The following is an 18,328-nucleotide window of genomic DNA, read 5'->3' as shown; positions in this document are numbered from 1 at the left end:
CGGAATCCTCAGGACGGCCGTCGAGGAGCGCCTCGTCCTCGGAGAGCACCGGGAGCTCGGAGCTGTTCGTCATCACGAAGCCGCTTTCTGCAGTGCCGCGCCGATGTTCGTCAGGTTCGCGCGCATCCATCCCAGGTAATCCTTGCCTGCGGGGAGCGTCTCCGTCACTCCGACGACAGGAATGGAGCTCGCCTTCGCCGCGGCCAGCACCTGCTGGGTCTGCGCACCGGTCGTCTGCTCGTTGTAGACGAGCAGCGAGACGGCACGACTGGAGAAGAGGTCGAGGGTCTGCTGCAAGACCGCGGGTGCGACATCCGTATCGCTCTCGACTGCCTCGCTGAATTTCTCCGGCGTCTTGTCGACGAGTCCGATCGCGCTCAGCATGTACAGCGGCACAGGCTCGGTGATCGCCACGCCCTTGCCTGCGAACTGCTGCTTCAGATCGGCCTCCGTGGCCGTGAGCTTCGCGACGGATGCCTCGAACGCCTTGGCGTTGGCACGGAACGCAGCCCTGTCTCCGGGCCGGGCATCCGCGAACGCATCGGCGAGCTTGTCGGCGACCTTGTCGACCGTCGGGAAGTCATACCAGAGGTGCTCGTTGAACTCGCCGCTCGACGGGTGCTGGTCGTGGCCGGAGATGTCTGCCGCGTTCAGCACGGTCGGAGTGGTCTGCACGGCCGAGAGCATCTCGCCGACGAAGTCGTCGTATCCGCCGCCGTTCACGATGACGACCTCGGCCTTCGAGAGCGCGAGCTGGTTCTGCCCGCTGGCCTGGTATTCGTGCGGATCCTTGTCGGGATCGTCGATGATCGACGTCACGTCGACCTCGTCGCCGCCGACCTGCTTCGCGATATCCCCCCACACGTTGGTGGAGGCGACGACGGCGATCCTGCCGGTCTTCGACGTGGACGGGTCGGCGGATGATGCGGAACATCCGGCCAGGAGGAGGGCCGCCGCAGCGACCGAGGCGAGGGCGGAGAGCGTCAGGACGGAACGCTTCATGAAAGGGAACCTTGTCTAAGCCGCGTGTGTGGCCGGATCGGCACCGTTCCGGCACCGATCGCCGCGTGTGTGCGGCAGGCGAGCACCGACGACGCGACTGACGCCGATGCTTATTGATAATGATACTCAAAAGCAACAGGGTCTGCGAGCCGAGGCATGCGCCGCGCCCTGCTGCGGATGCCGCGAGACCTGCGGTACCGCTCCCACGGATCGGTTCGGGAGTGCGGGCAGCCGAGACTCAGCTCCGCTGTCCCTTCGTGCCGCGGCAGTCGACGCCAGGCGACATGAACGGACAGCGGAAGGGGAGTGCAGGCATCCGGCACGGCTTCGCTGCGCAGGCATCCGATACCCGGCTCCGCTGTCCCCTCGTGCCGCTTGTACCGCGCCGGGCGACACGAAGGGACAGCCGAACGAGGGGCAAGCGGGTCGTCATGGCACCGGAGGTGCCGGCGTCGTCCGTGGGTGCGAGGATCAAGCGCATGGGCCGACTGATGCTGCTCGACACCGCCTCTCTGTACTTCCGCGCGTTCTACGGCGTGCCCGACAGCGTGAGAGATGCGGAAGGGATGCCGGTGAACGGCATCCGCGGACTGCTCGACATCATCGCGAAGCTCGTCACCGACTACGAGCCGACGGCGCTCGTGGCCTGCTGGGACGACGACTGGCGTCCACGTTGGCGGGTGGATCTCATCCCGCAGTACAAGGCGCACCGTGTCGCGGAACTGCGCCCGGGCGGCGTCGACGTAGAGGACACGCCAGCCGGACTGGTGCCGCAGGTACCGGTGATCCGCGAGCTGCTGGGCGAGCTCGGCATCCAGGTGGTGGGTGCGGAGCAGGCTGAGGCCGATGACATCATCGGGTTCCTTGTCCGTCGTGAAGCGAGTCGGTCGTCCGGGTCGACGGCAGTCGACGTCGTCACCGGCGACCGCGACCTGTTTCAGCTCGTCGACGACGCTTCCGGCGTGCGCATCATCTATACGGCGCGCGGCATGAGCAAGCTCGAGCTCGTGACGGATGCCGTCGTCGAGGCCAAATACGGCATCTCACCCGGGCAGTACGCAGCCTTCGCCGCCATGCGAGGGGATCCGTCCGACGGGCTGCCAGGCGTCGCCGGCGTCGGCGAGAAGACCGCAGCGGGATTGCTGCGGGAGTTCGGGGATCTGGACGGGATCCTGGCGGCGGCGGCGGCGGATCCGTCCGTCGCGCTGTCACCGAGCGTGCGGATGAAGCTGACCGTGTCCACCGACTATCTCGCCCGTGCGATGCCTGCCATCGTGGTCGGCGAACGAGTGGAGCTGCCGGAGGTCGACGGGACGCTCCGGCCGCTGGATGCCGCGCACCTGGCATCCGTGCACGCCATCGGCGAGCGCTACAACCTGGGCGGTTCGCTCGATCGGGCGCTGAAGGCGCTCGAGATCGCTGCTCGTCGCTGAGAGTCCGCTCCGCCCCCGCGGCTCCTCTCGTTGTCATATCGCGCGGCGCGCGGATGCCGGGCGCCGCGCGTTGAAGGCGTTGTGGTCGGCGCGGTCCGAACGTGAGTCGCCGGGATAATGGCCGGGTGAGTTCGCCTTCTGAGGACCCTTCGGCAGCCCCGACACCCAGCCCCTTGCGTCTGTGTTTCAGCGCCCCGGCCATCGCAGTGCTCGCGGCGGGAGTCATCGTCACGGTCATCGGCGAATTCCTGGCCATTCCGGACAGCCAGGGCGAGACGGTGTGGGGATACCTGCCCTTCGCCGGGCCCGTGCTCGCAGGGGTGTTCGGCGTACTTCAGCCGCTCTGGCGCGGTGGGCGCGACATGCAGACGTTCACCGTACCGATGTTCCTATTGCCGTTCGTGGCCGCCGTTCTGTGCTCTGTCACGGAGCTGATCGTGTGGGTGCTGCCCGCATTCCAGAACGCCCTCGCCGTCGCCCTCGCCCGAGATCCTTGGCATTACTGGTTCGATGGCGGACCGGTGTGGATGCCGATCCTCCTCGTCGGATATGCGGTGGGCCTTATGGCGGCAGCGGTCGTGTGGATCGGCGTCTCGATTCCGGTTCTGGCCATCTCCCGCACCCGCGATTTCGTCAAGCTCAACATGCTCGATCCCGACCCGCGCTATCTTCGGCGCGCGCGGATATCCGGGGTGGCCACTTCGGTCATGCTGCTCGGGATCGTCGCCACGGTGACGTGCTTCGTGCTCGGCCACCCCGCATTCGGATGGCTGTTCGTCGTCGTGGTGGTCGGCTCTGCAGCCACCGTGGTCGACGCAGCGCGTCGATCGCAAGCGCCGATCGGTGGCGCTCGGCGAACGATTCGTCGGTTTCGAGACCCCGCGCCACGAGTCGGCGCCTTACAAGGCGCCAACTCGCTCGAGCAAGCGCTGAAGGCTCCGGGTGCGACGGCGGCCCCTGCCCGGTGCCGAGAGTGCACTCTCGCATCCGGGGTTGTGCACTCTCGCGTCCGTAGTCGTGCACTTGCGGCATCAGTCGAGAAGGAGTGCGGGCTCCTCGATGATGGAGGCCACGTCGGCAACGAAACGTGAGACGACGTCGCCGTCGACGACGCGGTGGTCGAAGGATCCGCCGATCGTGGTCACGAAGCGCGGGCGCACCTCGCCGTCCACCACCCAGGGCTTCTGCTTGATCGTGCCGAGGGCGACGATCCCGACCTCGCCGGGATTGAGGATGGGCGTTCCGGTGTCCATGCCGAACACGCCGATGTTCGTGATGGTGATGGTGCCGTTCTGCATGTCGGCCGGCGGAGTCTTGCCGTCGCGGGCGATCAGCGTGAGCTGTTCGAGCGCCTTCGCGAGCTCGAGCAGGGTCATCGACTGGGCGTCCTTGATGTTCGGCACGATGAGTCCGCGCGGCGTCGCCGCCGCGATGCCGAGGTTCACGTAGTGGTGGATGATGATCTCGTCGTCGGTCCACGTGGCGTTCACGCTCGGGTTGCGGCGCACCGCCCAGATCATCGCCTTCGCCATGATGAGAAGCGGCGAGACGCGCACGCCGGCGAATGCCGTCGAGTCCTTGAGACGCTTGACGAACTCCATCGTGCGGGTCGCGTCGACGTCGACGAAGACGCTCACGTGCGGGGCGGTGAACTTCGATCGGACCATGGCCGACGCGATCTGCTTGCGCATGCCCTTGACCGGCACGCGCTCCTCGCGCTCGTCCGCCCACTCGGGGGTCTCGATGTTGCGGAAGACGCTGGCCTGGCTGGCGTTGCGCACCACGTCATCCCGAGTGATCTCGCCGGCGATGCCCGTCCCGGAGATGGCGAGGAGGTCGACACCGAGGTCTTTGGCGAGCTTGCGGATCGGCGGCTTCGCGATCACAGGTGTCGCCGACGCCGCAGGGACGAGGTCCGCTGCCGTCGGCACGTGACGTCCGGGAACCTCGGGTCGACGCGTCTGGCTGCGACGACGGCTGGCACCGTGGCCGGCGGATCCGTATCCGACGAGCACGGCGCCGGGCTTGGGCTCGTCGCCGTCGCGCTCGATGAGGGTTGCCGCCTCGGCATCCTCACGCGCCGCGGCTGCAGCGTGCGACGCGGGAGTCTGCGCGGCAGAGGCTGCTGAAGCGGCTGCCGCAGCATCCCCCGATCCGGCCGTCTCGCGCACCCTCGCCAGCTCGGCGTCGTCCACCTCGATGACGTTGTCCAGACCGTCGGTGTGCTGCGCGGCACCTCCCTGCGGTCCGTCGCCGACGATGATGATCGGCGCACCGACCTCGACGGTGTCGCCCTCCGTGACGAGCAACCGGTCGACGACACCTTCGAACGGTGAAGGGAGCTCGACGAGCGACTTCGCCGTCTCGATTTCGCACAACACGTCGTTGACGTGCACGGTGTCGCCTGGCGCCACCTTCCACGAGACGATCTCGGCCTCGGTCAGGCCCTCACCGACGTCCGGAAGCAGGAACTCGGACTCACTCATGGTTCTCCTTGCGGACGTTTTCGAGGCTCTGGGGGTTCGGGGTGAGACGCTGCGTTCGAGCGGATGTCGTCAGTACGCGAGCGCGCGATCGACGGCTTCGAGCACGCGGTCGGCGTCGGGCAGGTACAGGTCTTCGAGCTTGCCGGGCGGGAACGGTGTGTCGAATCCGGACACGCGCAGCACGGGGGCCTCCAGGGAGTAGAACGACTTCTCGGCGACGGTTGCGGCGACCTCGCTGCCCACGCTCACGGATCCCGGCGCCTCCTGCGCCACCACCAGACGTCCTGTCTTGCGCACGGATCCGAGCAGCGGTCCGTAGTCGATCGGCGACAGCGATCGGAGGTCGACCACCTCGAGGCTGGTGCCCTCCTCGGCGGCGATCTCCGCCGCGCGGAGCAGCACGCTCACCATCGCGCCATGACCGACCAGCGTGACGTCCGTTCCGGTGCGCACGACGCGGCTGGCGTGCAGCGGGGCGGCACTGGCCGTGAAGTCGACCTCGCCCTTCGGCCAGTAGCGGCTCTTCGGCTCGAGGAAGATGATCGGGTCGTCGGAGGCGATGGCTTCTTGGATCATCCAGTACGCATCGTTCGGCGTCGACGGGCTCACGACGCGGAGCCCGCCGGTGTGCGCGAAGTACGTCTCGGGGCTCTCCTGGTGGTGCTCCACGGCGCCGATGTGACCGCCGTAGGGGATGCGGATGACCACGGGCATCCGCAGTGCACCCTCGTGCCGCGACGTGATCTTCGCGAGCTGTGTGGTGATCTGGTCGAAGGCGGGGAACACGAATCCGTCGAACTGGATCTCGCACACCGGTCGGTATCCGCGCATGGCGAGGCCGATCGCCGTGCCGACGATGCCCGACTCCGCAAGCGGGGTGTCGATGACACGCTGCGGCCCGAACTCCGCCTGCAGTCCTTCGGTGATGCGGAACACGCCGCCGAGCGGGCCGATGTCCTCGCCCATCAGCAGCACGTGCGGGTCGTCGGCGAGCGCCTGCCGGAGCCCGGCGTTCAACGCCTTCGCCATCGGGAGACTCTCGGTCCCCGTGCGGAACGGCATCCGAGCGGATGCCTGCGCCGCGTTCTGCGTGGTCGTCACGTCTGTCACGCGCTCGCCCCCTGCGTCGATGCCTGTGCCGCCGATGCCTGTGCCGCCGATGCCGGTGACGGTGCGGGCACGGATGCCGCGGCATCCGCTTCGAACGACTTCTCGTAGCGCTCGAGCCACGCCTGCTGCTCGACGACGTCGGCGTGCGGCTCCGAGTACACGTGGTCGAAGATCAGCTCGGCCGTCGGAACCGAGAGCTCGAGCGTGCGGCGACGGACGTCGGCCGCGTAGTCTGCGGCTTCCTCGTCGACGGAGGCGAACCACTCGTCGCCGATGCCGCGGCCGGCCAGGAACGCTCGCATGCGGGCGATCGGATCACGTCCGCGCCAATGGTCGTCCTCGTCCGAGGTGCGATAGCGCGTCGGATCGTCGCTCGTGGTGTGCGCACCCATGCGGTACGTGACGGCTTCGATGAGGCTCGGTCCCTGCCCGCCGCGGGCAGCATCCAACTGCTTCGCGGTGACCATGTAGCTGGCCAGAACGTCGTTCCCGTCGACCTGGTAGCCGGGGATGCCGAATCCGCTCGAGCGCAGGTAGAGCGGCGCACGCGACTGCGTCTTGACCGGGACGGAGATCGCCCACTGGTTGTTCTGCAAGAAGAACACCTGCGGTGTCTGATAGCTGGCGGCGAACACGAACGCTTCGCTGACATCGCCTTCCGAGCTTGCGCCGTCGCCGAAGTAGACCATGACCGCCTGGTCGGAGTCGGGACTCTCGGTTGCGACGTTGCCGTCGAACTTCACGCCCATCGCGTATCCGGTGGCGTGCAGCGCCTGCGTGCCCAGCACGAGCGTGTAGATGCGGAAGTTGCCGTTCTTCGGATCCGTCGGATCCCATCCGCCGTTCGTCACGCCGCGCATGACACGGATGATGTCGAGCGGATCCACCCCGCGGATGGTCGCCACCACGTGTTCGCGGTACGAGGGGAAGATCGTGTCCTGCGGCTTGGCGGCGTAGGCGGATCCGACCTGGGCCGCTTCCTGCCCGCTGCTCGGCGGCCACAGCGCGAGCTGTCCCTGCCGCTGCAGGTTGGTGGCCTCGACGTCGAAACGACGCACGACGACCATGTCGCGATAGAAGCGGCGGTAGTCGTCGTCGGTGAGGGTCTCGAGGTAGGGCAGGAAATCGGCCGCGGCATCCGTCGGCTCGAAGCGACCATCGGGGGTCAGTACTTGCACGGTCGCGGCGGAGAGCCCTTCCGGCGACGCGAACCGGTCGTTCGTGGCAGACATCCTGACTAACCTAACTGCTCGTTTCGGGGCGTCTTCCGTAGGGTGCCGACAAGCTCCTGCGTGATCTTTAGAACCCGATCCACAGACTCCTCCTCACCGACACCCACCCGGATGCCGTCTGGCGCGAATCCGCGCACGGCCAGTCCACCGTCGAAGAAGGCGTCAACGCACCGCGCCGTGTCCTCGCCCGTGCGCAGCCACACGAAGTTCCCCTGGGCCTCCGGAACGTCCCAGCCCTGGGCGATGAGCCCGTCGCGAAGTCGCGTGCGACGTTCGGCGATCACAGCGACGCGATCGAGCAGCTCGCTCTCACGGTCGAGCGACGCCAGCGCCGCGGCCTGCGCCGTGTCGGTGACGCTCATCGGGATGGCTGCCGCGCGCGCCGCGTTCAGCAGCCGCTCCGGTCCGATCGCGTAGCCGATGCGAAGTCCGGCGAGGCCATACGCCTTCGAGAAGGTGCGGAGCACGACGAGGTTGGGGTAGCGGCCGATCTGCTGACGTCCGTCGACGTGGTCCGGATCGGTGACGAACTCGACGTAGGCCTCGTCGAGGATGACGAGCAGATCCGACGGTACCGACGCCATGAAGCGCTCGAACTCGTCCGTCGTCACGATCGGCCCTGTCGGGTTGTTCGGGGTGCAGACGATCACCACGCGGGTGCGCTCGTTGATGGCGGCGAGCATGCCGTCGAGGTCGTGCCTCGCATCCGGCAGCAGCGGAACTGTCACGCTGGCGGCGCCCGACACGACGACGAGCCCCGGGTACGCCTCGAACGATCGCCACGCGTAGACGACCTCATCGCCCGGTCCGGCGGCAGCGTTGATGAACTGCGACAGGAGCGCGACGGATCCGGCGCCGAGATGCACCTCGGAGGTGCCGACGCCGAAGCGTTCTGCCAGGCGATCCCGCAGGGCCAGCGCCGCGCCGTCCGGGTAGCGATTGAGCGCATCCGCTGCGGCGACGGCCTCCACGACACCCGGCAGGGGATCGAACGGGTTCTCGTTGCTCGACAGCTTGAAGCCGTCCTGTGCCGGGACCCGGCCCTGGGCGTAAGCGGCGAGGCCGGCGATCTCCGGGCGCAAGCGCACTCTGTCGACGTTCTGGGGATCCACACCGATAACTTACCCACGGGCATATTCCGCTGGCTGCGTGCAAGGGGAGAACCGTTCGCCGGCTGCAGCCCCGGTCGATCGCGCTCGACCGGAGGATGCCGCGTCGGTGACCGCTCGATCGGCTGCTCGTGGCAAAGGAAATCCGCCGCAGTCCACTGCGACGGCGGGCTCGGCTGTCCTCCCGGACGTGCTGACCTCGGAAGCACGTGCCGTCCTCGGAAGCACGTGCCGTCCCCGGAAGGCTGTAAGGACGCGTGCACAGCGCGCCCTCCTTCCCGGGCGACGCAGCGCCTGAAAGACTGTGCGTATGAGGTTTCTGCTGAAACTGATCATCAACGCGTTCGCGCTCTGGGTCACGACACTGATCGTGAGCGGCGTCACCGTGAAGTCGTACGACCCGAGCGGCGGTGAGTTCCCGCTGATCCTGACGTACCTGTTGATCGCTCTGATCTTCGGGGTCGTCAACGGGATCGTGGGCACGGTGATCCGCATCGTCGCGTTCCCGCTGTACATCCTGACGCTGGGTCTGATCTCCTTGATCGTCAATGGATTGCTGCTGCTCATCGTCTCGTGGATCAGCGACGCCATGGGCTTCGGCCTCCACGTCGACGGATTCTGGGACGGCGTGTGGGCGGCGCTGATCCTGGCCGTCATCAGCTGGCTGCTCGGTCTGATATTCCGGCCGGTCACCCGCCACTGAGGCCAGAGCGCCGGGAATCCGGCGCTCATCCGGTTTCTCCGGTGGTGCGAACCCCGCGATAGAGCCCGGCCTCGCCGGCCGATCCGGTCGGAAGCGCTGCGAGACCGGCGGCGAGCCGCAGATCTGTCGTGGCGTCCATCTGCTGCGCCGTGATCGCATACTCCGAGATGCGGTGCGCGTCTGCGGGCGACGAACCGGACGGGATCTCGCGGTCGAACGTCTGCCGAGTGATGAGGACGCGATCACCGGCATCGTTGCCGGTCCCGCTCGGCAGCCCGCCCAGAGCGGGGACCAGGTCGTCCGTGTGCTCGACGGCGATGTCCGTCACGCCCGCCGGCACGGCGACCCCGCCGGTGGGCGATCCGAACGTGACGAGCGTCGGTGTGATGTACTCGCCCGACGTCGCGAGGTCCGTTGCGATGATGCCGCCCTGCGAGTATCCGACCGGGATGACCGTGTCGCCGCGCTGGATGCCTGCTTCCCGCATTGCCTCCTGCGTCGCCCGAAGCGAGGCCGGGTCCAGTTGCGCGACGCCCGTCAGGTCGCTCGTGACGTCGAACGGCTGGTCTCCGGTGACCGGGTCCCAGTCGACCGTGCCTCCCACGTAGACCAGGTAGACCGGATCGCCGTCGGATCCCGCGTAACGCTCGATCCGCACCTGCGGACCGTCCGAAGTGGCGGACGGGATGCGCCGGACGAGATCCGTGTAGTCCGACGGCGGAGTGACTGTGCCCGCTGAGACGCGATCCACCCTCACCGGCGTCTCGCGCAGGAGGCCGAGCGTGGATCCTGCACCGACGATGACTCGGGCGGCGCCGTGTATCCCGAAGGCACCGGTGCCCTGGTCGCCAGCCAGTGCGATCGCGGACAGCGGCGCACCAGCGGCGCCGAGGATCGCATCATCCGTCGATGACACTGCGTACCGGACGAGTGCGACCATGCGGGGGTCGCGCAGCAGACTCGCTTTGCTCCCGAGAAGGTGCTCGAGCCGTCCGAGGAATCCGCTGGGCGAGCCGTCCGCGAGGCTTCCCGCGCCGAAGGCCGCCGCCAGCGCAGCCACCAACGTGGGCCCCGTCACGATCCCCAGCGCCACCGCGAACGGTGCCAGTTGTCCGAGCGCCCAGCCGCTCAGTGTGCTCAGCGCGTTGAGGAAAGCGGGGTCGCGGAGCAGATCCATGCCCGATCGGGCGCCCGCCTCGGCCGCATCGTAGGACGCGGCGGCTTCGCCGAGACTTCGGGCGAGACCTGTGGACTGCGAGGCCGCATACCGGATGCTCGCGACAGCCTCGTACGCCAGGCGCGCGGCATCCGCAGCACTCGCCGCACCCGCACCCACCCCGCCACTTGCAGCAGCATCCGGGCCGGGCGCTGACGTCGTCACGGCTGTTGCCGGCCGCAGGGAGTGTGACAGCTCGCCGAACACGCCGCTCAGGGCAACGAGCGAATCGCGCGCCGCATAGAGGGCCTCGGTCGCCACGCGCGTTCCACCGCCCGAGATCGTGATGTCGTCACCCACCGGAGCCAGCCCCCGACGTTTCGACCGCAGGCGTGCCAGCGCCCTGGCTACTGTCGAGGATCGCAGCGTCACGGAACGCGATCGCTGCGTAGTCCAGCGCGTGCAACGCATCCTTGACCGTCGACCTGATGGCGTCGATTCGCGTGCCACAGCGCCGTTGCGCCTCCGACCTCCAGTCGACGTCCGCCGGGTCCGGGAGCTGCGCGAGGGCTGCCGTCAGTTCGGACCGCACGTAGTCGACCGCGGACCGTGCCGCGTTGTATGAGCCGTCCAGATGACCACCTCCCTCGGGGTGACCAGCTTGTCGACCGGCGGCGGACGGCGGCGGCTGGATGCGCATATCCGTGGAGTACTCCGCACTTGCCGGTCTGGGGACGATGGGTGGACAGACGGACGAGTGGACGGCCGAGCCGCAACCTGCAGCACAATGGATGCATGAGCTTCGCGCCGGAGGAGACGCAGGCGCAGCTGTCGCACGCTGTGCCGCAGGACGCCCGCACCGCAGAGGCATCGACGACAGCGAGTCCGCCCTTCCGCATCTGCTTCGTGTGCAGCGGCAACATCTGCCGTTCCCCCATGGCCGAGGTGGTGTTCAGACAGCTCGCTGAGGATGCCGGGCTCGGCAGCCGCATCCAGGTGTCGTCAGCGGGGACCGGCGACTGGCACGTCGGGGAGCAGGCGGATCCGCGAGCCGTCGAGACCCTGCACACTCACGGTTATGACGGCTCCGCCCACCGCGCCCGCCAGTTCGATCCGGAGTGGTTCGAGCACCTCGACCTCGTCGTGGCCCTGGATCGCAGCCACGAGCGGATCCTGAAGAACTGGACGACGAACAGCATCGACCGGAGCAAGGTGCAGCTTCTGCGCAGCTTCGAGACTCCGCGATCCGATTCACTTGACGTGCCGGATCCGTATTACTCCGACCACACCTTCTTCGCCGCGGTGCTCGGCATGATCGAGCGCGCGGATCGCGCTCTGCTCGCCCAGCTGGCACCGGCGCTGCGCCCTCCGACTCAAGGAAACGGAAAGCCATGACATCCCTGCCTCCCCAGCCGCTGAGCCCGCTCGACGGCCGCTACCGCGCCGCCGTCTCGTCGCTCGGAGACTTCCTCTCCGAGGCCGGCCTGAACCGCGCCCGCGTGCAGGTGGAGGTCGAATGGCTGCTGTATCTCACCTCTCACGGGATGTTCGGGAGCCGGCCGCTGACGGATGCACAGGCATCCGCTCTGCGTGCGCTCGTCACCGAGTTCGGGCAGGACGAGATCGACCGGCTCGCGACGCTCGAGGCCACCACGCGTCACGACGTGAAGGCCGTCGAGTATCTGGTGCGCGAGAAGCTGCACGAGCTGGACCTCGACTCGATCGCGGAGCTCACGCACTTCGCCTGCACGAGCGAGGACATCAACAACCTCTCGTACGCGCTGACCGTGTCGTCGGCCGTGCGCGACGTGTGGCTGCCGAAGTTCCGGGTCGTGATCGACGCGCTGCGCGCTCGCGCGATCGAGATGCGGGATGCCTCGATGCTCGCCCACACGCACGGCCAGCCCGCGACGCCCACGACCATGGGCAAGGAGTTCGCGGTCTTCGTGTATCGGCTGGAGCGGATCGCGAAGCAGGTGGCGGACAGCGAGTACCTGGGCAAGTTCAGCGGGGCGACAGGCACATTCTCTGCGCATCTGGCCGCGGATCCGGGTGCCGACTGGCCGGCGATCTCGCGCGAGTTCGTCGAATCGCTCGGGCTCACCTGGAACCCGCTGACCACGCAGATCGAGTCGCACGACTGGCAGGCCGAGCTCTACGGCCGGATCTCGCACGCCAACCGGGTGCTGCACAACCTCGCGACCGACATCTGGACGTACATCTCGCTCGGGTACTTCCGCCAGATCCCGCAGGCCGGCGCAACCGGCTCGTCCACGATGCCACACAAGATCAACCCGATCCGCTTCGAGAACGCCGAAGCGAACCTGGAGCTGTCCAGCGCACTGCTGGACTCGCTCGCGTCCACGCTCGTCACCAGCCGCCTGCAGCGCGACCTCACCGACTCGACGACGCAGCGCAACATCGGCGTCGGCCTCGGGCACTCGCTCCTCGCGCTGGACAACATCGAGCGCGGCCTGCGCGAGATCGCCCTGGACCAGGACGCGCTCGACCGCGACCTCGAGGCCAACTGGGAGGTGCTCGGCGAGGCGATCCAGACGGTGATCCGCGCGGAGGTCGCCGCCGGACGCTCGTCCATCAGCGATCCCTACGCCCTGCTCAAGGAGCTGACCCGCGGCAAGCGCGTCGATCGCGAGGGGCTCGCAGCATTCATCGAGACGCTCGACATCGGAGCGGATGCCAAGGCTCGCCTCCTCGAGTTGACCCCTGCCGGGTACGTGGGACTCGCGTCGGAGCTCGTCGACCGGATGTAGGGCGGCGGGCGCGCTGACCGGCTTGGCCGCGGTCTTCCGGGCCGGCGCCACGTTTCACGAGGACAGCAGGGGCTTGGTGTAGTGGGCCCGAGTTCACTGCCGTCTTGGCATACTTCTCGAGGAACGTCGGGGAACTCCTCACCCTCGACTAGCGCGACCGCCGCCGCAAGACCGGTCCGCCGCGGGCTTGGATCGGGCCCGTCACACCTCCGATCCCCGACTCACCGAGATGGATCCCGTTGTGGGCAGCCTCGTCCGATCATGTCGCGAGCCCGAGGGTCGCTGTCACTCCCGGAACAATGACTCCCTGGTCATCTCCGACGAGGTTTCCCGTGCGGCCTCTCGTTTCGCCCTTCGCGCGGGCGTCCCTTCGATAGCGGCGATGATCGCTGCGACGAAGAGGGTGGCCGCGATCACTACCGACTTCTCGAACACGCCAACCGACGAGTTGAAGAGCACGGTACCCAACAACGGCAGCGTTCCGATGCCGAACAGGAACCACGAGGTTCGTTTCATGCGTGCCAGACCTGCCCTATCCGCGGAAGAGTTCCCGGCGAATCTACTCAGGACCCAGTGCCCGACGCTAGACCCTCTCGTTCACCCAGCCGGCCATGACTGCGCGGGCCCTCGGCACGTGATGGACTCAGTCGTGCGGGTTGCGAGGGCCGGACGGGGCGTCCGGGGTGTCGGAGCCACCGGCATCCGTCTCGCCTGAAGGGAGCTCGGGATGCTCGTGGTTCTGCTCCGCGAGGTCGCGTCGCTCCTCGTCGTCGGGCTTGAACCCGAGCGCGAACATGGCCAGCACGACGAGGGTCACGATGAACGCGACGCCGAAGAAGATGAGCGACAGGATCGGCTCGCGCGTGGCCATCAGCACGATGAGGCCCACGAAGAGAGCCAGCACCGCGGCGATGCCGATGAACTCGATGGGCTTCATGCGGTCGCGCAGGCTCGGCTGGCGCCCCTCAGGTGTCTTGTTGTCGTCGGTCACGCGTGTTTCTCCGAAGCTGTGTCGTCGGCGGCGTGCCCGTGTGCCAGTCCGAACTTGAGGGTGAAGGCCCCGATCCCCACGTAGACGCCGACGATCACGGCGTAGGCGCCGAACAGGCCGACGGCCAGCAGGGAGTCGGGCGGAATGACGAGGAAGACCACGGCCAGCACCACGGTCAGTGCGCCGATGACCATCCAGTCGCGGGACGACTCCGACCGGCCGCGACTGCGGATTCCGCAGTAGAGCTCGGCGAATCCGGTGAGCAGGGCCCAGACGCTGACGCCGTAGAGCAGCACCCCGAGGCCTGCGCCGTTCAGTGCGAGGGCGGCGATCCCGACAACGACACTGAGTGCGCCCTGGGCGACGAACAGCCATCTGATCAGGGAATCCTTGAGCACGAGGCTGCCCACGCCGACGACGATCCCCTCGAGCAGCGCGAAGCTGCCGAAGACCATCAGGCCGACGCGGGCCGAGTGCTCCGGGTCGAACGTGATGAAGCCGCCTGCGAGGAGGGCGACGATCGCGCGCGTCAGGGCGACGATCCAGTACCGATCCGACCAGGATCGACGGGCGCTGACGCGCTCGGGCGCGGCTGAGCTCACGTGACTTCTTTCCTGCGTTCAGTGGCGGCATCCGCGGTGCGGGAGGCGGAAGCCGAGGCCGCGTCGATTCTACCGGTCGTAGACGAGTGCTCGCCGTGGCGCCTGTCAGTGCCTTCTCAGTGCGGTAAGGGGCACACGCGTTCACAACTCAGGAAGGCAGGAACTGTGGAACCATCCAGGTGCCGCAGGACGGCGGATGACGAGCCCAATCGAGGCTTCGGTCCTGAGTTATGAACGTCGAGCGGCAGTGATGAACGTCGAGCCGCGGGAAGAGATGCGCGCGGGCTGTGCTTGACGCGACTCCACCAGACATCGCGTTCAGAGCAGAGTGCCGATGGCTGCCGTACCGTCCACGTCGTCGTCGTGCACGATCGAGACTGTGAACCCGGCTGACTCGAGGATGCCCGCCGTGGCGGATGCCTGCCTCCTGCTCGTCTCGATGAGCAGGTGTCCGCCAGACCTGAGCCATCCGCGCGCGCCGTCCGCGACTCTGCGCTGCAGCGCCAATCCATCGTCGCCGCCGTCGAGCGCTGCGAGCGCCTCGTGCTCGCGGGCTTCCGGCGGCATCAGACGGATCTCGTCGGTCGGCACATACGGCGCGTTCGCGACGATGAGGTCGACGGCTCCGCGGAGGGATGCAGGCAGCGGCGCGTACAGGTCGCCGACGTAGACCCGCGGCTCGGGGTGCGATGCAGTGTCCGAACTGCGTGACGCAGTGTTCGAGCCGAACGACGCCGAGACGGATGCGAGGGTGCGACGCGCGCAGTCTGCGGCGGCCGGGTCGATGTCGGCGGCGTGCACCGCGGCATCCGGTCGGGCATCGAGGATGGCCGCGCCGATCGCGCCCGCACCGCAGCAGAGGTCGAGAACAACGGGAGCCCGCGGTGCCAGTCGCAGCGCCTCCTGCACGAGCACGGACGTGCGCTGACGCGGCACGAAGACACGGGGCGCGACAGCGATGCGGAGCCCGCGGAACTCCGCCCAGCCGAGGATGTACTCGAGCGGCTCTCCGGCCACGCGCCGCGCGACATCCCGCTCGAGCTGTGCCTCGTCGAGCGATTCGTCGATCAGGAGGCGGGCCTCGTCTTCGGCGAAGACGCATCCTGCGGCGCGCAGACGACGGACCACGAGATCGAAGTCGGGAGCGGTGGGCATGTGGCGAGCGTACGTGCCACGTGCAAGAAAAGCGGCGTCATGGAACGCTGTTGAGGCACACCGTGCCTTGCGAATACTCCGTGCCTTGCGAGTGCCTGTGCGTTGCGGGTGCTCCGTGCCTCGCAAGCCAGACGATGTGGACGCGCGCAAGGGCCCCCGAGCCCGGTGACGGGTGACTCGGAGGCCCTCCTGGTTGCGTGATCCCGATATCAGCCGGACACGGCGCTCATGCTGACGCTGGCGATGATCAGCGGCTGCGAGGGATCCCGTGCGACGAGCCGCAGGTCAGCGGAGAGGTTTTGTGCCTCGCTGAGTTGAGCATCACTAAGCCGCACGGTCGCGGTCTCCCACGTGCCCGTTCCCGAGCTGTTCACCGAGGGTCCGGCATGGTAGGGATCGCCTGGGGCGTCGTACTGCGCGGTGAACCCCTGCCCGACGCTGCCCCAATACGTCACTGTTAGATCGATCGTGCTCGAGGCGGCGACCGCGCTCGACGGATCGACCTGCAGGTAGACATTCGCCGTGGGGGCGCCGCTCTGATCGCTCGTCCAGGTCTGCACCGCGGGCGTGCCGTCCTGCGTCGTCGCACTCAGATTTCCGTCTGCTCCATGCCCCGCCTGACCGACCCCGAGAAACTGCATGCCTTCCCCCGGCTGGCCCGCCGTGACCGACACCGTCGACTCGGACGAGCCCGGGGAGACCGGGCACGTGGTCGGCTCCGGAGTACCCTGCGGCACCGGCCCAGCAACGACCCGCCAGTACACGAGTTCAGCGGACGCCAATTGTGCGGGTACACAGAGGCCACCGTCGCTCAACACAACCTGGGTGAGCGGCTTGCCTGTCGAACCGTTGACGACGTGATACGCACCCTTTCGCAGGTTGAGACCGTCCGTCCGCAGGACGACGGACCCGTCGTACGGATAGGCACTGCTGACTTCGGCCAGGACGATCTGTGCGCTTCGTCGGTCGGGCGCGACCGTCGGAACGACCTGGAGCGCGCCTGCGCTCGTCAGCTGTGCATAGGCTGGCGCGTAGTCGAGCAGCTGGGAAGCGTCGCTGAGAACGACACCACCGTGAGATGCGTAGGCGCTGACGTGCGCGTCCTGGCCGTTGAGCGGCAGCACCGCCCGGTAATGCGACAGATCGACGCGTCCGTTCGCGATCTCCTGGCTCGTGACGACGTCGAATCCGGATTGATCTCGATCCCATGCGGTCGTGATCAGATTCTCGACGTTCAGGAGGGAACCGCCCGCGGAGTTGTCGTAGCCCTGCGACACATCGACGTACACGGCCACGGGCTGCGACGGGTACGAACCGTCGAGCGACTTCAGGGTAGAGAGCCACGAGGTGTAGATCGGATATCCGTAGACATCCTTGTCGGTTCCATCGTGGATGAAGAAGTCCTCTCCGCCTCCCTCTGGCAGGCCGAGTCCGTAGTTCGCGACCCACTGTGCGGCTTGAGCCTTCAGCGCTGCCTGGCCGTCCGGTGCAGTCCACTCTTGTGCCAGCTTCACCCCGTAAGCGCGAGCAAGTGAACCGAAGGTCAGCGCCAGGCCGGGTGACTGCGCGGCATCCACGATCACCGTCACGTCGTATCGGCGAGCGAGGGCGAAGAAGGTATCGGGATTGTTCGCGTAGCTCGGCGCGTTCGCGAGGTGCCCACCGAAGTAGTAGTAGAGCGGACCGTTTGAGATTCTTCTCACGGCCGCAGTCAGGCGTGCATACGTGTCCGCGACGCTCCACGAGCGAAATGCCTGATAGACGTCGGCGAGCGGCTCGCCCGGCTTTGCGGCCGGCACATCCAAGAACGATGCGTAGTTCGTTCCGTGTGCCACGTTGAAGGCGGCAATCCCATGAAAATGCTCGGGCAAGTAATGGGCGTGGAATTCGTCGATATCGGCTTGCGCCCATCCACCCGTGCCCTGGTTGTCCCACTGGGCATCCAGGAATCCGTAGTCGAGGATGGCGCCGCCGTAGCCGGGGGTGTGAGTGATGTGCCGCACGGTCGTCTCGACGTAGTCGAAGTATGCGTTCTGTCCGCCACCCCACCACGCGGGTGCCACCCCGGTCCCTCCGTCGCTCGTCACCTCGCGATCGGTCTCCCAGGGAGCCGGGCTGCCAGTCCATCCGGACTGCCAGAAGATCGGAACGAGAGTGAAGCGCGCCTTCGCCGCATTCGCCAGCTCGGTATCGAGTTCGGAGAAGTCGAATGTGCCCTTCGACGGCTCGATGCCGCCCCAGGGAAGGTCGATCTCCGCCCCAGTGATGCCTTTGGCCCGCAGTGCCTGGAAGTCGGACACCGACCACGGAACACCGTTGTTGTCGAAGAACAGCTGGGTGTCCCAGAGCTTCGACTCGGACGAGCCTGGTGGGGATGGACGGCCGGGCGAGCCGGCGTGGGCGGGCGCCGCCGTCGCCACCGAGAGAAGAGCGATTCCCAACGCAGCCAGTACGGCAGACGCCAATCGTTTGAACACCGTGCGAGACCTTTCTGTCATGCCTGTCATGGAGAAAGGACCAGGGCGCGAAGCGGGTGTGCGGTACTCCACCCGGATCGTCATCGATCCCGACCCGAACG

16 protein-coding genes are annotated in these 18,328 nt (G+C 67.5%); 5 read left to right on the top strand and 11 right to left on the bottom strand.

The window, feature by feature from the left end; all coding sequences use genetic code 11:
• Nucleotides 1–72 precede the first annotated feature (72 nt).
• Nucleotides 73–1,002, bottom strand: a complete 930-nt coding sequence (locus ACX9R5_RS03610) for a metal ABC transporter solute-binding protein, Zn/Mn family (RefSeq protein ID WP_459407627.1) — start codon at nucleotides 1,000–1,002, stop codon at nucleotides 73–75.
• Nucleotides 1,003–1,481: 479 nt separating this feature from the next.
• Here ACX9R5_RS03610 and ACX9R5_RS03605 point away from each other — a divergent pair, with 479 nt between their 5' ends.
• Both ACX9R5_RS03605 and ACX9R5_RS03600 read left to right on the top strand, forming a co-directional pair.
• On the top strand, nucleotides 1,482–2,435 hold the full coding sequence (locus tag ACX9R5_RS03605) for a 5'-3' exonuclease (protein ID WP_459407626.1): 954 nt from the start codon (nucleotides 1,482–1,484) through the stop codon (nucleotides 2,433–2,435).
• Nucleotides 2,436–2,560: 125 nt separating this feature from the next.
• Nucleotides 2,561–3,526: a hypothetical protein gene (locus tag ACX9R5_RS03600; protein WP_459407625.1), complete on the top strand. Its 966-nt coding sequence runs from the start codon at nucleotides 2,561–2,563 to the stop codon at nucleotides 3,524–3,526.
• Here the strand turns inward: ACX9R5_RS03600 and ACX9R5_RS03595 are convergent.
• From ACX9R5_RS03595 to ACX9R5_RS03580, 4 genes are all read right to left on the bottom strand, one after another.
• Nucleotides 3,467–4,921, bottom strand: a complete 1,455-nt coding sequence (locus ACX9R5_RS03595) for a dihydrolipoamide acetyltransferase family protein (protein ID WP_459407624.1) — start codon at nucleotides 4,919–4,921, stop codon at nucleotides 3,467–3,469. The two genes, ACX9R5_RS03600 and ACX9R5_RS03595, sit on opposite strands and share 60 nt — an antisense overlap.
• Before the next feature lie 69 nt (nucleotides 4,922–4,990).
• Nucleotides 4,991–5,983, bottom strand: a complete 993-nt coding sequence (locus tag ACX9R5_RS03590) for an alpha-ketoacid dehydrogenase subunit beta (RefSeq protein WP_459409031.1) — start codon at nucleotides 5,981–5,983, stop codon at nucleotides 4,991–4,993.
• Nucleotides 5,984–6,027: 44 nt separating this feature from the next.
• Nucleotides 6,028–7,263, bottom strand: a complete 1,236-nt coding sequence (gene pdhA / locus ACX9R5_RS03585) for a pyruvate dehydrogenase (acetyl-transferring) E1 component subunit alpha (protein WP_459407623.1) — start codon at nucleotides 7,261–7,263, stop codon at nucleotides 6,028–6,030.
• Between the two features lie 5 nt (nucleotides 7,264–7,268).
• Nucleotides 7,269–8,375 (bottom strand): histidinol-phosphate transaminase, encoded by a 1,107-nt coding sequence (locus tag ACX9R5_RS03580; protein ID WP_459407622.1) that lies wholly within the window; start codon nucleotides 8,373–8,375, stop codon nucleotides 7,269–7,271.
• Between the two features lie 307 nt (nucleotides 8,376–8,682).
• Between ACX9R5_RS03580 and ACX9R5_RS03575 the strand changes: the two genes are divergently transcribed.
• Nucleotides 8,683–9,075 carry a phage holin family protein gene (locus ACX9R5_RS03575; RefSeq protein ID WP_459407621.1) on the top strand — a complete coding sequence of 131 codons (393 nt, stop codon included), beginning with the start codon at nucleotides 8,683–8,685 and terminating at the stop codon, nucleotides 9,073–9,075.
• Nucleotides 9,076–9,100: 25 nt separating this feature from the next.
• Here ACX9R5_RS03575 and ACX9R5_RS03570 read toward each other — a convergent pair whose 3' ends face one another.
• A complete protein-coding gene (locus ACX9R5_RS03570; protein WP_459407620.1) occupies nucleotides 9,101–10,591 on the bottom strand; it encodes a hypothetical protein in 1,491 nt (496 codons plus the stop codon).
• A 576-nt stretch (nucleotides 10,592–11,167) separates the two neighbouring features.
• On the opposite strand from ACX9R5_RS03570, the gene ACX9R5_RS03565 reads away from it, so the two are divergent.
• Together ACX9R5_RS03565 and purB are read left to right on the top strand one after the other, a co-directional pair.
• Nucleotides 11,168–11,626, top strand: coding sequence for a low molecular weight protein-tyrosine-phosphatase (locus ACX9R5_RS03565; RefSeq protein ID WP_459409030.1), 459 nt, complete (start codon nucleotides 11,168–11,170; stop codon nucleotides 11,624–11,626).
• Entirely contained in the window at nucleotides 11,623–13,002 is a 1,380-nt protein-coding gene (gene purB, locus ACX9R5_RS03560) for an adenylosuccinate lyase (RefSeq protein WP_459407619.1), read from the top strand. The genes ACX9R5_RS03565 and purB overlap by 4 nt, the downstream gene beginning before the upstream one ends.
• A 285-nt stretch (nucleotides 13,003–13,287) precedes the next feature.
• Here purB and ACX9R5_RS03555 read toward each other — a convergent pair whose 3' ends face one another.
• The 5 genes from ACX9R5_RS03555 to ACX9R5_RS03535 form a co-directional block, all read right to left on the bottom strand.
• The gene (locus ACX9R5_RS03555; RefSeq protein ID WP_459407618.1) at nucleotides 13,288–13,518 is read right to left on the bottom strand and encodes a hypothetical protein; all 231 of its coding nucleotides are present in this window, start codon (nucleotides 13,516–13,518) and stop codon (nucleotides 13,288–13,290) included.
• 127 nt (nucleotides 13,519–13,645) lie between these two features.
• A complete protein-coding gene (locus tag ACX9R5_RS03550) occupies nucleotides 13,646–13,993 on the bottom strand; it encodes a hypothetical protein (RefSeq protein WP_459407617.1) in 348 nt (115 codons plus the stop codon).
• Nucleotides 13,990–14,595 (bottom strand): HdeD family acid-resistance protein, encoded by a 606-nt coding sequence (locus ACX9R5_RS03545; protein ID WP_459407616.1) that lies wholly within the window; start codon nucleotides 14,593–14,595, stop codon nucleotides 13,990–13,992. Before ACX9R5_RS03545 ends, ACX9R5_RS03550 begins: the two co-directional genes overlap by 4 nt.
• A gap of 318 nt (nucleotides 14,596–14,913) precedes the next feature.
• A complete protein-coding gene (locus tag ACX9R5_RS03540) occupies nucleotides 14,914–15,750 on the bottom strand; it encodes a putative protein N(5)-glutamine methyltransferase (protein ID WP_459407615.1) in 837 nt (278 codons plus the stop codon).
• Nucleotides 15,751–15,959: 209 nt separating this feature from the next.
• Nucleotides 15,960–18,248 (bottom strand): hypothetical protein, encoded by a 2,289-nt coding sequence (locus ACX9R5_RS03535; protein WP_459407614.1) that lies wholly within the window; start codon nucleotides 18,246–18,248, stop codon nucleotides 15,960–15,962.
• Nucleotides 18,249–18,328 lie beyond the last annotated feature (80 nt).

This window comes from Rathayibacter sp. CAU 1779 (assembly GCF_054551755.1).
This window is presented reverse-complemented; position numbering and strand designations above follow the sequence as displayed.

Excerpts from the sequence above, each read along its gene's own strand:
- ACX9R5_RS03610 (WP_459407627.1), bottom strand. The coding sequence starts at position 1,002 with ATGAAGCGTTCCGTCCTGACGCTCTCCGCCCTCGCCTCGGTCGCTGCG.
- ACX9R5_RS03605 (WP_459407626.1), top strand. The coding sequence starts at position 1,482 with ATGGGCCGACTGATGCTGCTCGACACCGCCTCTCTGTACTTCCGCGCG.
- ACX9R5_RS03595 (WP_459407624.1), bottom strand. The coding sequence starts at position 4,921 with ATGAGTGAGTCCGAGTTCCTGCTTCCGGACGTCGGTGAGGGCCTGACC.
- ACX9R5_RS03590 (WP_459409031.1), bottom strand. The coding sequence starts at position 5,983 with ATGCCGTTCCGCACGGGGACCGAGAGTCTCCCGATGGCGAAGGCGTTG.
- pdhA (WP_459407623.1), bottom strand. The coding sequence starts at position 7,263 with ATGTCTGCCACGAACGACCGGTTCGCGTCGCCGGAAGGGCTCTCCGCC.
- ACX9R5_RS03575 (WP_459407621.1), top strand. The coding sequence starts at position 8,683 with ATGAGGTTTCTGCTGAAACTGATCATCAACGCGTTCGCGCTCTGGGTC.
- ACX9R5_RS03565 (WP_459409030.1), top strand. The coding sequence starts at position 11,168 with ATGGCCGAGGTGGTGTTCAGACAGCTCGCTGAGGATGCCGGGCTCGGC.
- purB (WP_459407619.1), top strand. The coding sequence starts at position 11,623 with ATGACATCCCTGCCTCCCCAGCCGCTGAGCCCGCTCGACGGCCGCTAC.
- ACX9R5_RS03555 (WP_459407618.1), bottom strand. The coding sequence starts at position 13,518 with ATGAAACGAACCTCGTGGTTCCTGTTCGGCATCGGAACGCTGCCGTTG.
- ACX9R5_RS03540 (WP_459407615.1), bottom strand. The coding sequence starts at position 15,750 with ATGCCCACCGCTCCCGACTTCGATCTCGTGGTCCGTCGTCTGCGCGCC.
- ACX9R5_RS03535 (WP_459407614.1), bottom strand. The coding sequence starts at position 18,248 with ATGACAGAAAGGTCTCGCACGGTGTTCAAACGATTGGCGTCTGCCGTA.